Annotated in this window: 18 protein-coding genes and 1 pseudogene; 10 read left to right on the plus strand and 9 right to left on the minus strand. The window is 38.1% G+C overall.

Annotated features, from left to right (window positions below):
• The first annotated feature begins 473 nt into the window (after nt 1-473).
• A complete protein-coding gene (locus tag FTT94_RS06190; RefSeq protein WP_078188534.1) occupies nt 474-710 on the plus strand; it encodes a hypothetical protein in 237 nt (78 codons plus the stop codon).
• A 275-nt stretch (nt 711-985) separates the two neighbouring features.
• Here FTT94_RS06190 and FTT94_RS06195 read toward each other — a convergent pair whose 3' ends face one another.
• Entirely contained in the window at nt 986-1447 is a 462-nt protein-coding gene (locus FTT94_RS06195) for a hypothetical protein (protein ID WP_180026270.1), read from the minus strand.
• A 174-nt stretch (nt 1448-1621) separates the two neighbouring features.
• Between FTT94_RS06195 and FTT94_RS06200 the strand changes: the two genes are divergently transcribed.
• Both FTT94_RS06200 and FTT94_RS06205 read left to right on the plus strand, forming a co-directional pair.
• The gene (locus FTT94_RS06200) at nt 1622-2482 is read left to right on the plus strand and encodes an alpha/beta fold hydrolase (RefSeq protein WP_180026271.1); all 861 of its coding nucleotides are present in this window, start codon (nt 1622-1624) and stop codon (nt 2480-2482) included.
• Between the two features lie 216 nt (nt 2483-2698).
• On the plus strand, nt 2699-3184 hold the full coding sequence (locus FTT94_RS06205; RefSeq protein ID WP_078188537.1) for an Lrp/AsnC family transcriptional regulator: 486 nt from the start codon (nt 2699-2701) through the stop codon (nt 3182-3184).
• Between the two features lie 85 nt (nt 3185-3269).
• On the opposite strand, the gene FTT94_RS06210 is transcribed toward FTT94_RS06205, so the two are convergent.
• Both FTT94_RS06210 and FTT94_RS06215 read right to left on the minus strand, forming a co-directional pair.
• Nucleotides 3270-3482 (minus strand): hypothetical protein, encoded by a 213-nt coding sequence (locus FTT94_RS06210; protein ID WP_168378640.1) that lies wholly within the window; start codon nt 3480-3482, stop codon nt 3270-3272.
• Nucleotides 3479-3691 carry a DUF4177 domain-containing protein gene (locus FTT94_RS06215; RefSeq protein WP_168378641.1) on the minus strand — a complete coding sequence of 71 codons (213 nt, stop codon included), beginning with the start codon at nt 3689-3691 and terminating at the stop codon, nt 3479-3481. Before FTT94_RS06215 ends, FTT94_RS06210 begins: the two co-directional genes overlap by 4 nt.
• A gap of 385 nt (nt 3692-4076) precedes the next feature.
• Here FTT94_RS06215 and FTT94_RS16915 point away from each other — a divergent pair.
• Nucleotides 4077-4863, plus strand: a pseudogene (locus tag FTT94_RS16915) (IS3 family transposase); the annotation flags it as partial.
• A 127-nt stretch (nt 4864-4990) separates the two neighbouring features.
• Here the strand turns inward: FTT94_RS16915 and FTT94_RS06220 are convergent.
• The 4 genes from FTT94_RS06220 to FTT94_RS06235 form a co-directional block, all read right to left on the minus strand.
• Entirely contained in the window at nt 4991-5482 is a 492-nt protein-coding gene (locus tag FTT94_RS06220) for a hypothetical protein (protein WP_078193829.1), read from the minus strand.
• Between the two features lie 361 nt (nt 5483-5843).
• Nucleotides 5844-7238, minus strand: coding sequence for a class II fumarate hydratase (gene fumC / locus FTT94_RS06225; protein WP_180170426.1), 1395 nt, complete (start codon nt 7236-7238; stop codon nt 5844-5846).
• 199 nt (nt 7239-7437) lie between these two features.
• Nucleotides 7438-8445, minus strand: coding sequence for an SDR family NAD(P)-dependent oxidoreductase (locus tag FTT94_RS06230; protein WP_180023610.1), 1008 nt, complete (start codon nt 8443-8445; stop codon nt 7438-7440).
• A gap of 517 nt (nt 8446-8962) precedes the next feature.
• A complete protein-coding gene (locus tag FTT94_RS06235) occupies nt 8963-9559 on the minus strand; it encodes a phosphatase PAP2 family protein (RefSeq protein ID WP_180054847.1) in 597 nt (198 codons plus the stop codon).
• A 302-nt stretch (nt 9560-9861) separates the two neighbouring features.
• On the opposite strand from FTT94_RS06235, the gene tusD reads away from it, so the two are divergent.
• Genes tusD through FTT94_RS06255 form a run of 4 tightly spaced genes read left to right on the plus strand, consistent with a single transcriptional unit; the run spans nt 9862 to nt 11287 of the window.
• The gene (gene tusD / locus FTT94_RS06240) at nt 9862-10230 is read left to right on the plus strand and encodes a sulfurtransferase complex subunit TusD (protein WP_180003745.1); all 369 of its coding nucleotides are present in this window, start codon (nt 9862-9864) and stop codon (nt 10228-10230) included.
• A 45-nt stretch (nt 10231-10275) separates the two neighbouring features.
• Nucleotides 10276-10626: a hypothetical protein gene (locus tag FTT94_RS06245; protein WP_078193833.1), complete on the plus strand. Its 351-nt coding sequence runs from the start codon at nt 10276-10278 to the stop codon at nt 10624-10626.
• 13 nt (nt 10627-10639) lie between these two features.
• Nucleotides 10640-10927, plus strand: coding sequence for a DsrH/TusB family sulfur metabolism protein (locus FTT94_RS06250; protein ID WP_180003746.1), 288 nt, complete (start codon nt 10640-10642; stop codon nt 10925-10927).
• Nucleotides 10928-10975: 48 nt separating this feature from the next.
• A complete protein-coding gene (locus tag FTT94_RS06255; protein ID WP_078190987.1) occupies nt 10976-11287 on the plus strand; it encodes a TusE/DsrC/DsvC family sulfur relay protein in 312 nt (103 codons plus the stop codon).
• Between the two features lie 82 nt (nt 11288-11369).
• Here the strand turns inward: FTT94_RS06255 and FTT94_RS06260 are convergent, their stop codons facing one another.
• Together FTT94_RS06260 and FTT94_RS06265 are read right to left on the minus strand one after the other, a co-directional pair.
• Complete coding sequence (locus FTT94_RS06260) at nt 11370-11849, minus strand: helix-turn-helix domain-containing protein (protein ID WP_078191046.1); 480 nt, start codon at nt 11847-11849, stop codon at nt 11370-11372.
• 149 nt (nt 11850-11998) lie between these two features.
• Nucleotides 11999-12898: a LysR family transcriptional regulator gene (locus FTT94_RS06265; RefSeq protein WP_180003747.1), complete on the minus strand. Its 900-nt coding sequence runs from the start codon at nt 12896-12898 to the stop codon at nt 11999-12001.
• Nucleotides 12899-12995: 97 nt separating this feature from the next.
• Here FTT94_RS06265 and FTT94_RS06270 point away from each other — a divergent pair, with 97 nt between their 5' ends.
• Entirely contained in the window at nt 12996-13448 is a 453-nt protein-coding gene (locus FTT94_RS06270) for a CidA/LrgA family protein (RefSeq protein WP_111884333.1), read from the plus strand.
• Nucleotides 13445-14155, plus strand: a complete 711-nt coding sequence (locus tag FTT94_RS06275) for an LrgB family protein (protein WP_180026276.1) — start codon at nt 13445-13447, stop codon at nt 14153-14155. The genes FTT94_RS06270 and FTT94_RS06275 overlap by 4 nt, the downstream gene beginning before the upstream one ends.
• Nucleotides 14156-14168 lie beyond the last annotated feature (13 nt).

A 14168-nucleotide genomic window follows, 5' to 3' on the forward strand; every position in this document is an offset into this window, starting at 1 on the left:
ACATTTATTTGTCCTACTACAGCGCAATAATCCTAAGTCATTGAACTTTTAAATAAAGTTTTATTTTCATGATGAGAAAAAAAGCCAGCCCTTTGGCTACAAAATATAATAATAGTTAAAATACAAATACTTTCTGCAAAATACACCGTACACAAACTCCATGATTAAGCCCGATTCAGACTGTAAGCTAGGCGGTTTCGTGTCATAAAGCCGATATACCCGTGTTGGTATATATATTGCTTATTCATACATAGATATTATGCATCGACCATTTTACTCACCAGTCAACACCTTTAGATTCATAATATTTAGTATATGAATAAAATGATTATTCTTATACGATGATCTAACATAGTTTTATGACAAAATAATGACATTTGCTATTGAAATACTTCTAGTTTCGAAGTACAACAGTAGTTCAAACCTGACCAAAATCATGGGTTTTGGCGAAACAACAACACGGAGGGGTGGAGATGTTATCAGTACATTTCAAAAAGCAATTCTTCATTAACGCTCTGAAGGCAAATAAGAACATGGTGACCTATACAAGCACCACTATTGCTCTCATGCTGACACTACTTATTCAAGGCTTAATACAAGGAAATTTAAGACCTGAATATTTTGCTTATGCGCTTATTGTCTCTGTAGCCTTTTATTTATGGGCAGTCATTGACCACAAATATCGAAAGCAAAAATCAACAGAATTTTAAGTTAGAAGATGGATGAGGCATCATCCATCTTGAAAAAAGAAAAGATGCCAACCCCCCACCTTCTCGTTCATTCAATCCATTTAAAAAAACAATACAAATAATTCCTAAAATAACCAGAAAATCATCAGCCTTTTCTCATGAATTTTCGATTTTATTTAACTTCAAATTTTGTTTTATAAATTCTTCTACATAGCCATCGTCTGCACTTTAAAAGCTTTTAGTTCTTGATTAGCTTCCAATCTCATGCAAACCATTTCTAATTGATATTGCTTTGTTTAAAACCAAAATTTAACGATGACTCCGAAGAGCAATCCGAGTGTTGCAATTAACTCGCCTATCACCAATCCAAGCATTGCCATACTCATCATCCATTTAGGTAAATGCCATTTGCCTAAGACGTGCGGGACTTTAAATTGATTGGTGGTATCGGCTAAATAGCCATGCAGTACATAACTTAAAATCGAAAAGCTAAAAAAGAACAAATTGATGATTACAAAGAGTAAATTGAGTGTATGTGGAAGTGCTGAAAAATAGGCCAATACCGCCAAAATGAGCGTTGCTGGGGCGTATAACAAACTACTCCGATGTGCTATATCGACATAATAATGCGCACGTGCTAGTTCAGAATGTCTTATTTGTGCATATTTCCACACCCCCGTGAGCATACCTACCCATAAATAAATCCCACTAAAAACTATCGCAATTTTTACTGCACTTGAAAGTTGAAATATATCCATTTTTAATTCAAATCCATTGTTCAATTATACGCATTATTTTTATCTGTATTTCTTCTCCAATAATACTTACTTCTAACCTATTATGACATGACTTTAGAGTCATACTCTTTTCAAGTTTCTTTTTGGAACTTGTTTAAATTAGTGACATCGGAATACATCCATAAAGTTTGAATCATGTCATCATCTGAAAAACTCACGATTCATTGCCAAGACGGCTATCCACTGAGTGCGCGCTATTATCCGCACCAGACAGAGCTCAAACAGGTTTTACCTGTGTTGATTTGTCCAGCCACAGGCATTACCAATCAATTTTATAATAGTTATGCAACATGGTTGAGCCAACAAGGCTATGACGTTTTAGTTTTTGATTTTCGTGGTATTGGTGAGTCGCTACACAGCCCTCTAAAAGAATCGACAGCAAGTATTGTGCAATGGGGGCAGCTTGATATCCCTGCGGCAATCGACGCCTTGATCAGTAAAACGCAAGCGCCTAAAGTCATATTACTCGGTCATAGCGCAGGCGGACAATTATTAGGTATCGTGCCAAATTTTGACAAAGTTGCTAAAGTGGTTGCTGTTTCTGGCTCTACAGGTCATGTAAAAAAACTTAAAGGTCGTACCAAACTTTTAGCTCCAGTGATGTTTAATGTGATCTTCCCGATTGCACGCTATACCATTGGCTATGGCCCGACCAATGCAATTGGCATGGGTGAAAATTTGCCAAAAGATGTTGCTCGTGAATGGGCTGAATTTTGTAGCAAACCCGGTTATGTCATCAATGCCTTAGGCAAAACTGTTCAGCATGATTTTCATCAACAAGTGAGCTGCCCGATCACTGCCGTATGGAGCTCTGATGACGAAATCGCCACGGAAGCCAATGTCAAAGACTTGCTGCGCTTATACCCGAATGCTTCGACTCAAATGATTGAGTTAAAACCGAAAGAAACAGGTCATAAAGCCATCGGACATATGTTGATGTTTAAATCGTCACATCAAAACCTATGGCCGATCATTGAACAACAGTTACACGCTTAAGTTTTTGCCACTCAGTCAGTAATCCGGCTGAGTGGTCTTTTTATGGTCTATACAATAATTTCTACTTTTAGATTCAATCACCCTGCCTGACAGCTTACATATTTTATTTTTCTATCTTTAAAATCTGCACTGAACGTCCAAGTGTACTTATTTTCTTCAGCCGACCATTGCAAAAAATGATATAACTATTTTTTCTCAATTATATTCTATTTTGGCATGAGTGAAGCACGACACAACCTCGACAGAATTGATCGTTTAATATTATCCGCATTAAGAGAAGATGGACGACTCACCATAGCCCAGCTTTCTGAACGTGTTGGTCTCTCCTCTTCGCCGTGTTGGACACGCTTAAAGCGTCTAGAAAATTTAAAAATTATCGACGGCTATACAGCCAACATCAACCCAAAATCGATTGGGATCAATGAATTATTCTTTATTGAAATTACATTAGAACGTCACGACGATGAAATTTTAGATCAATTTAGTGAAACTTTAGCCAATATGCCAGAAGTAGTAGAAGCACATTTAGTCACTGGCGATTACGATTATTTAGTGAAAGTTGCGGTTAAAAATGCTGAACACTATGAGCGTTTTTTGCGTAAAAACTTATATTCTATGAAAGGTATACGCCATACACGCTCTATTTTTGCGCTACGACAATTAAAATCTGCCAGCAGTGCTGACCTTATGATGATTGAGTAATGAGCCAATATAGATTTAATCTATAAGATGACTTTAAAATTTAAGGGCAATTGAGTTCAGCACTCAATCGCCCTATTTATGCGGTCTAATCTATAAAGCCATCTTTTTTCAATTTTTTATCTGTCAAATACTCACGTATGACCAATGTTGCGATAATAATGATGGCTTCTAGAATCGCCACAGTGACGGTTATTTTGGTAAATACTTCGACACTGAGCAACTCAAACCACAACTGAGCGATGGCTAATAACCCCCATAAAACTGAAATAATAAGTGCGCTAAAGACACCATATTTCATATTTCTCTCTCCAAAACAACTACATAAGCTTCACGCTTCCAAAAAAGTAGCATACGGCGGATATCTTTTTCCATCGTAATCACCGCCCAACCTTGCTGCGCATTTTGATTTAAAAAATTGGTGAATTTAACAGGATCAACTTTTGAAGAGCCAAGCAGTAAAGATCCCAGCATGCCTTCTTGATAGATAACAACTTTATATTCTTTCATCAATATAGTTCTTTATGGTTATAGTGAAATGAACAAATGTTCAGGGCAAAGTATAGCGATCGCTTTTTTCTAAAATAACCTAGTTTTACCCGCCTAATTTGCTCAGCAATTTTTTCGATTTTATGTTTTAATACATGCAGTATGAGATGAGCCTTATATGAGTATCACGCGAGTGATACGACTAGCCCCTAACCATGGGGCTTTTTAATGTCCGCATTTATGATTTTCAAGTTTTAGCATCTTTGAGAGACTCTTTCGCTAATAGTTTGCTGTGTCTTTCGACATGCTGCCAGCATAGCCCTATACTCGTAAAGCTAAGAAAGTATTCAAAGCAACGATATACTTACTTAAATCTATCACCGATCAGTTAAAAATAATCACTGCAGTCTCTTCTGCCTGCAAATATCTAGGTGTCAGCACTTCACGCTTCTATGCATGAAAAATGTTAGATTTATTTATGTATGATGATTTGAAAGCTATCCATTGGCAGCATCATACTCATTTAGGCGCACAATCATGTCCATGACATACATGATCTTGATTATCGTATGAATGAATGTTCTGTCTGTAGAATCTAAGAATATTTAAAAAGCTAAGTTTACTGAATAAAGTTGCACGCAAATATAAGCATACAACGGATATTACTTATATCAGTACCAAGCAAGATGGGTTGTATTTATGTGGATGCTAAGTTTATTTAGTCGTTGTACTGTCTGTTGGCAAACTAGCCATTGTAATGGTCAAGTAAAATCAGACCATCAATTGATATGCGTGTAATGCATTTAATTAAGCAGTAGCTCATCAAGGTTATCCAAACAGGTGCATGGTACATTTCCTTGCAAAGCAATACTTCACAGACTCGAAGTACTGTAATCATGATTGTAGGGGCTATTTATTGATGAATAACGGTATTCTAGTATACAACCGTCGCGACCTTACACAGTATGCTGCTCATGGGATAATGCAGTAAGCGAAGCTTGTCTCCCACATTAAAAGACCATGTGATTCACGGTAGTGTTTACTACTAGAAAAGAAACCGATGCTGTATTATTCTCAAAGTTTACTACCATCGAATTAGACGACCTTCTACAAATGACTGGTTAAGTCTAAAAGCCTTTAAGCAGAAATATTTTAAGTATTTAGAAGGGATGACCGTTCACGATATTGTTTAGGATCAATGCTTCACTTGCTTGATGGGTCACTATGAAACAGTCACTTGCCGCAGTAAATCTGAAGTTCTGCTGTGCATATAAAAAATCCTCCTAAGCGGAGGATTTTTCGACTAAAACTGTGTGCAGTTTAGAATTTTGCTTCTAATACATTCGCTGACACTTGGTTTTTCCAAAGCTCACGTAAAGTCGGTAGATAGAATTTTTCACCTAGCTCGACCAACTCTGCATCAATCAAACCATGAACTTCGTGCATGAATAAATAATCAAGTTCAACGGTTTGTAATTTTGACTGTGCTTTTTTATATTCTTTACGTTTTTGCTGTGCTTTTTTTACCAAGTTATCTGCATAAGCACGGTCTTTATATTGGGCAATAGCATTCAAACGTAGCTCAATTACGCCCCACCCACTGAGTAGTAATTTAAATTTTTCAAAATCTGTCGTTGTTGATTCCCAGCTCATTTCTTCTAGATTTTCATTCTCAGGCAAAACTGGTAGCAAAAGCTCCATAACACTTGGGAAAATCTTTTTAAAATTCAAAACAAATTTAACAGGATGCTCGCCCGGATAGTCTTTAAATTGAACGTTCTTTTGGACATCTGTCAAATAGATGGTGAGCATTGGGGGAAATCCTTAAATAAAACACTGTCTTGCAAATATTTATTCAAACAAATGTCAAATAGCAACGAAAACAGAAAAAGAAAGGCATTTTAACAAGTGTGCCAATGAATTCAAAGCCCAATCCAATGAATTACTCGCTTCATCATCAGGCCTTTCTTCATTTTGTTCGTTCCCCTATTTTTAATAAATCGTCTGGTTTCTATACATACATTTCAAGATGAATATGAATCCAAAGAATCTGTGTTAGGCAATAACTAGTTGAAAAATAATTCAATCATATATCCAATAAAAAGAGAGGCTTAATATGAATCAGCCCCTCTTTTTATTTTCAAACACTCTAGATGAATGATCTCAAACCAATTTATTTGGTATTGGGTAAAACCATTTGCTCAGGACGAACCACTTCATCAAATTGCTCTGCAGTGACTAAACCGAGTTCTACCGCAACTTGCTTTAGAGTTTTACCTTCTTTATATGCAGTTTTAGCAACTTTTGCAGCATTTTCATAACCAATTACAGGATTGAGTGCCGTAACTAACATTAATGAATCATGTAAGAAATGATCGATTTTTTCACGGTTTGGCTCAATGCCTACTGCACAGTGGTCATTAAAGCTATTACATGCATCACCGAGGAGTTGAATAGATTGCAATAAGTTAAAGGCAATAACAGGCATAAACACGTTTAATTCAAAGTTACCCGATGCACCGGCAACATTAATGGTTGTGTCATTTCCAAGTACTTGAGCAACCACCATTGTCATGGCTTCACTTTGAGTTGGATTGACCTTACCTGGCATGATGCTTGAGCCTGGTTCATTTTCTGGAATACGTAGCTCACCAAAACCACAGCGTGGGCCACTGGCTAACCAGCGCACATCATTGGCGATTTTATTTAAACTTGCAGCAAGTGTTTTTAAAGCACCCGACGCGAATACAGCTGCATCACGCCCTGCAAGTGCTTCAAATTTATTGGGCGCAGTGACAAATGGCAGACCCGTTTGTTTCGCAAGTTCTGCTGCTGCTTTTACAGCATATTCAGGATGTGCATTCAGACCTGTACCGACCGCTGTACCACCTAGTGGTAATTCATACAGTCCTTCTAAAGCTTGATTTAAACGCTTCAAACCATGATCGAGCTGTGAAACATAGCCGCTAAACTCTTGGCCTAATGTTAAAGGCGTTGCGTCCTGTAAATGTGTACGGCCAATTTTAACAATATCTTTAAAATCGTTAGATTTAGCTTCTAAGGTATTACGCAGTTTTGTTACTGCAGGAATTAAAAGCTCATTGATTTGTAGACTTGCAGCCACATGAATTGCGGTTGGGAATGAATCGTTGGTCGATTGAGCACGATTGACATGATCATTGGGATGGACAGGTTTTTGTGAGCCCAACGGATTACCCAGTTTTTGATTGGCAATATTGGCAATGACCTCATTACAGTTCATGTTACTTTGCGTACCTGAACCAGTTTGCCAAACTACCAGTGGAAATTGTGCATCCCACTGCCCTGAGATCACTTCTTCGGCTGCATTGATGATATAACCAGAAAGTTCCTGAGGGATTTGACCCAATGCTGCGTTAGTAATCGCTGCTGATTTTTTAACGAGACCCATTGCACGAATCATTGGACGTGGTAAACGTTCACCACCAATTTTAAAGTTTTGCAAACTACGCTGTGTTTGTGCACCCCACATCGCATCGCTAGGTACTTCAACATCGCCCATTGTGTCATGTTCAATACGTGTTTGCATAAATGACCTCATATCCTTATCTATAAAACTTGAACGTCTATGCAGAATCAAACTCTGCTGATAAATACAGTTTAGGTAACTTGCTTAGATTTGTAAATAATAACCATTATCAATTATGAGCGGTTTATTTGATAATCTTTATCGTGATTTTATAAAGAAAATCATGCACGATGATTAAATTTACCGAAAACAAGACGAGTTAATTCCCTCTTAATGTTTGTTGATAGAAACGCCATTCATCTTCTAGCATTTTCTTTAAATCTTGTTCAGGCTGCCAATCAAAAGTACTTTTCGCTTTCTGTGTACTTGCCCCAAGCTGGTCATATTCATGGCTTGGGTAAAAACTAGATTCGACCGTCTTAATCTCCGCCTGTGTCACTTCTGAAAGCGTATCCAACAGTTGCTGTATCGAAACCAATTCACCTGAAATATTAAAGGCCTCGCAAGTAAATTGTTGCTGCGACAACCATTGCAAACATTGCCACACCGCCTTACAACAGTCGAGTACATGCAAGAAACTCCGTTCCACAGTACCATCTTCAGTTTTGGCTTGTTTGCGAAGTTCAATAAAATCTCGTTGTAAAGCACCGACTTGCATCGCAAGTGGCACGATATTTTTTGGCAATGGCGCAACAAACTCACCTAAAACTGCATGTTCGAAAGCACCTGCGACGTTTCCTAAACGCAAAATCGCAATTTTCCACTCATTATCGGTACGTGCCGTATCCCGTATAATTTCTTCCACCATTTGTTGAGATTTCACATAGGGATTTGGATAGGTAAAATTGATTTCTGTGTCTTCTGTTAATTCTGCCGAAGACTGACCATATACCGCCAAACTTGATAAATGGATCAGTGTTCGTACACCTGTTCGCTGCATGGCACGCAGCAAACTCATGATACAGCTGACATTATCATTATAGTATTCAAGTGGTTTAAGGACGGATTCTTCCAATGACTTAAAGCCTGCCGTATGAATGACAGCATCGACGGTATATTGTTCAAATACTTTATTGAGTGCGGGAGTATTTCGAATATCGAGTTTGACAAAAGGTACATACATGCCTGAAATAAATTCTAGTCGTTCAAGTGTTTGTAAATTTGCATTGGATAAATTATCCACAATAATGACTTCTTGACCTTGAGCCATTAAACTCAAGGCTATATGTGAGCCTATAAAGCCTAAACCACCAGTCACTAAAATCATTGTTTAGATACTCCTTATAGTTATCAAGCTTTTACAACTCTTTGGCATCATCTTGGTGTCGTCACCAACTTTTCTACAGATCAAAATTATTAAACCTCGCCTCAGCATTTTCCATGAGCCGAACAATCTGCAAGAGCATTCTAGTTTTATCTTACTGCTTTGGAATTTTGACTGTGTTGCAGTTATGAATATTAACTGTATTTGATTTACGACAAATGACCTCGCTAGCGATCCATTTAGAAGACATCACAAGTTTTCGTGGCATTTGAGTTGAAGGCTTTTTGAAGAAGATATTTAATAATAGTTACATTGCGAAGCATGTTAGACAGCAACAAAATATTAGAGATGATCTTATCGAATGAGCAAATGGAATTGAGCAGTCTGACTATTTTTTGAGGTATAGGATCTGGATGTGAACGCCAGATGAATCATCATAAATATTCATCTGGCAAGATGTTGGCAATGTAACTATAACAGCAGCAAACTTTTGAAATCGCAAATATTTGGCGAACTTAATTTAGCGGATATAGCCTTTTTTGATCATGGCTGAGAATAGGAACTCGTAAACTTTTAAGATCATGCTCACCAAATGAAAACCATAGCTTCGCCATAAAGACAGTCCGACAAAATTAAGCAAAACAGCGATGATCAACGCGCCCGCCATATCCATTGGATAATGCACACCTAAATAGACTCTCGACCATGCAACAAGAAAAGCGAATGCTAGAAATACATAGCCGACGGTTTTTTGCTTTGAAAATATATAAGAAAATGCAATCGTGCTAAAAAACAGCATGTGATCACTCGGGAATGATCCATTCGGTGAATGTTCTATAATCGTGCGTCCAACGTCCAAGACAAAGGGTCTAGGATAGTAAAAAAAACTTGAAATCACTTGGCTGATAAGAAATGCGACGATTGTAAAAACAGTGGCTTTAACGATTTGTTTTTTGATATCAAAATTGCCTTTAAACCAAGCCAAAAACATCAAAAGAATCACGATATAAAATAGATCATTGGCTATAAATATGGCGAAAGAAATGGTGAAATCTAAAGCATTGTCCGAAGCATTGATTGAATTAAATAAACTTAAGTTAAATTTCTCTATATTCATGAGATGGTTTAAAAAATGAAAAGATCATAGCACTCTGCAAAATCAAAAATTGCGTTTTATTCATATAAAGATTTTTCAGTATGTAACCGCACAGTTTATTTATGAAAAACTGACGGCTTGAGGCTGAATCCAAAATAAACCCAAAGTTATATTTGAAGAAAAATTGGCAATGACTTCGCTGCCTAAATAAGCAAAACTTTGCAAATATTCAGATCATTGAGTAAATCATTGTATACTAGCTTTTTCTTCTGAACTCAGAACAAACTGTCGATCTAGACCGTTTATTCATTTAGTGAATTTCGATGAGTACTCTATTACTAATTACCTCCTCACCTACTTCGATATTGGCTTGGCATGCTTTGGGCCTTGCCCAAGCGCTGAAACAAAAAGGCGAAAACTTTCGGGTTTTTTTCTATCAAGATGGTGTAAATGTGGCAAATGCTCTGCAATGGGTGCCAGATGATCAGCGCAAACTCAGCAGTGAATGGCAAAAACTCGGCATTCGTTTACCTGTTTGTGTAAGTGCAGCTCTCGCACGTGGGATCACAGATCAGGAAAATGCTCAGCGTCACAATATTCAGCAACATAATCTAGCTGAGCATTTTGAACTTGTGGGCTTAGGTGAACTTGCCGATGCCGTACAAACTGCAGACCGTTTATTGCAATTCTAAGTATTTTGATTGCCGCGCATTTGTAGCATTGAAAAGGAAAATTACGTGAAATCTGTACTGGTTGTTTTAACCCATGCAAATCTTGCAAGCTTACAAGTACATGAAAGTCTTTCTGCGACCATGGTGCTTGCAACCTTCGGCTGTGACGTTAAAGTGTTGCTCAAAGATGCTGCGCTGAGCTTACTTCAAGCCGAACAAGAGTTTAGTCAACTCAAGCATGCATTTAAACTCGCATCCAACATGGTTGATAGCTTTGAGTTTTATGATCTCACCCCGATTTATATTGAACAAAAAAATTCGCAGCATCCATTTGTGATCAACAGTGAGCAAGAGCTTGAGTTTGTTCAATTCAATACTGAATTGATTCAACAATTTGATCATGTGTTGTATTGGTAAAAGAGGAATGATGATGTCAAATTCTACGCTGTATTTAGTCCAAGCCAGCTATGCCAATACCCTACAGCACATCCAGCAGTTAGCCAGTTTAATCAACCCTGAAGATTCAATCATACTAATGGGTGAAGCAGTCTTACATATTGCAGATGAACAAATTCAGCAATTTGGCACATGTTATGTACTTGAAAATGATGCTGAAATTTTAGGTAAAAGTATGAATTATAGTCATATGAAAGTGATCGACTATGCCGCTTTTGCTGATCTATGCCTGAAATTTAAACGATGTATTTCACTCAAATAATTTGAGTAAAAGCGATCCATTTCTACAATCTTCTCTTTTGGAATGAATATGAATCTTGAATTAGACCAAGATGGCCATTTGGTGGATTACACTATTTGGAATGAAACTGTTGCCCAAGAACTGGCTAAAAGTTTAGAACTTGAGTTAAGCCCTTGGCATTTTGAAGTTTTACAAGCTGTGCGACAGTTTTATCAACAGTTTGGTCACTCGCCGGCAACTCGCCCACTCATTAAATTTTTAATGAAAACGGTGAGCGCTGATATTAATAATGCGGTGTTACAAGACAAATTTAACACCGGTTTGGTCGCTCGACATTTAAGTCGTTTAGCGGGCATCCCTAAACCTGCAAATTGTTTGTGATTTTAAAGCAACCCAAATACCGCTTAGGCTAATTTGGCTAAATAGATGCAAATCAGCATCTTGAAGAAAGCCATAAAACAGCTTAGGCAGGTTTTAATTGATTTAGAGCGATGTAATAGGCTTGGGTAAATATCGGTTTGACCTGTTTGGCTTGGATCGGTTCAGCACAACATGAGCACACTAAAACCGGTTTAAATTTTTGCCCACATGCCTGATGGACATATTCAACAGGTGATCCTAAGCCCTGATCCATATATTGATCAGCCCAATGGGTCATAGCTAGAAGGATTGGATACAAGTCTAAGCCTTTTTGAGTCAGTCGATATTCAAAACGTTCCTGACGCTCGACATAAGCAACTTTGGTTAAAATACCTTCTTCAACCAAACGCTTTAATCGGTCAGATAACACATGACGCGTCACACCGAGATTTTGTTGAAAGTCATCAAAACGTCGAATGCCCATAAATGCATTACGGATAATCAACATGGTCCAACGGTCCCCTAGCACAGAAAGCGCACGAGCGATTGAACACGGTTGTTGACCAATATCATCCCATTTCATTTTATGAACCATCAAAAATAACGACCAACACCCAATTTAATTCATGCATGTTGATTTTGCAAAATCCTTTTCAATAATCTTTGATGTACAAATCGTAAATCCACCTCCATTTCCAATCTTTTATTTCATCGACTTGATCTGTGAATGAACTAAAAATGTATTTTGTCTTTATTGTCTTCAATGATTTCTAGCCATGCACGCGTTGCGGGACTCATGGCAACAGTGGTATTCCAGGCCATGCTGAGTTTCCAGTCTAAGTTCGGATTTTCTAATTCAGCCACATGGTATTTTACCGCATCAAGTTGTTCACAATAAATTTTAGGCAGGAGTGCAATCCCAACATTTGAATCCACCATTTTGGCGATGAAGTCCCACTGGCTGCTTTTACATACCACATTGGGCTCAAATCCGACGTAATTTGCCGCCTGTATAATGATGTCATTGAGTGTGAAGGTATCGTCATACAATAAAAAAGATTCTTCTTTTAATTCAATCAACGAAACGGTTTTTCGCTTACGCCACTGTGAGTTTTTTTTGGATAATAAACATAAAGGTGACTCCATCACCGGAATACCGCTCAACACCGGTTTCAAGTGACCCAAAATAATCCCGACATCGACCTGTTTTTTTAAAATAGCACTTTCAATACCCGTCGCACCTACCTCAAAAAAGCTCAGTTCAATATTCGGGTATTTTTTATGAAACAGCGCGATTAACTGACTAAACATCACCGATGCCAATGGCGGTAAACCTAGAGTCAATTTACCTTGTTTTAAGGCACGAACTTGGGTGACTGTATCAAGCATCCGTTGTTGTTCATTCAAAATCACTAAAGCATGCTGATAAATCTGCTCTCCCATATAGGTGAGCTGTGCTTCCCTTTTTCGACCTGCTTCTCCTTTATGAAATAAAGGCACGCCGATCTCGTCTTCTAACTGACGAATTAATTTGCTAATGGTCGGCTGAGTGACAAAAAGCGCTTCAGCTGCATGACTAAAACTCTGTTTTTGTACGATGGTCACAAAGACTTTTAGGCTTTTAATGTCCATTATTATTCCATTTAAGCATAATTAATAATTAATTATTCATAATTATACAGGGTATGCACTTTTAAAATAGCGTCATCTCCTATTCTACTGTCGTCTCATGGATACGTTTCCACAATCTACTTCCAAATTTACCCAGTTTCTCAAGACCTTAGCCCAGCTAAGTTTATTGATATTGATCTGGTGGATCGGCTCTTGCATTCAATCATGGTTTAACTTGCCGATCTCTGCTGGCGTGATTGGTTTATTGCTGCTATTAGCTGCATTGTTGAGTGGTTTATTTAAAATGCAGTGGGTCAAACAAGGCTCAGATTTTATTTTGGCTGAACTGGTTCTATTCTTTATCCCCTGTGTAGTTGGATTAATTAAATATCAAGATTTATTACTCAGCTCTGGCTGGCAGTTAATTTTAGCCGTGGTACTGGGTACCGTCTGTGTCATGGTGTTTACAGCATTTACGGTTTATTGGGGCTTTAAACTCGAGGCAAAACTTAAAGCGAAACACCAAACTGCGACAGATCATGATGTCAACACAGCAGGAAAAACCTTATGAACGATTTTGGGTTGAACAGCATCTCTGTATTGTTTTTCGTCCTGACCCTAATCGGTTATATTTTGGCGAAAAAGCTACATCGTAAGTTACCGTATATGGTTCTTTCCCCTGCACTATTCGTCCCGTTTGTGCTGATTATACTCATGCTTTGCTTTCATATTTCATATGACACCTATATGCAAGAAAGCCAATGGATTGTATGGATGCTCGGCCCTGCCACTGTGGCCTTTGCTATTCCCATCTATGAATATCGGCAAATTATCCGTCAGCATGCGCTGAGCATTAGTTTAGGCATCGTGATTGGCATGTTAGCTGGGATTATTAGTGCTTTTTATTTGGCACAGTTGTTTCAGTTTGACCAAGAAACGTCTTATAGCTTAATGGCACGTTCCATTTCTACCCCCTTTGCCATGGAACTTACCTCGAATATTGGAGGTTCAGTCGAATTGGTGATTCTATTTACCATGATTACTGGGATTGCCGGCGTGGCTATGGCTGACCTAGTTTTGGCTGGGCTTAAATTGCATTCACGCTTTGCACAAGGTGCGGCTCTTGGCAATGCTGCACACGGATTTGGTACAAGTAAAGCATTATCACGTCATAAAGAAGAAGGTGTAGCAGCATGCTTGAGCATGGTACTTGCTGGAGTATTTATGGTATTGCTTGGGCCATCGCTTATTCATTTAGTCATTTATCTGTTGGGATAAAATAAAAAGCCCA

This window comes from Acinetobacter sp. YH12027, from assembly GCF_013420085.1.
Lineage (GTDB): Bacteria > Pseudomonadota > Gammaproteobacteria > Pseudomonadales > Moraxellaceae > Acinetobacter > Acinetobacter amyesii.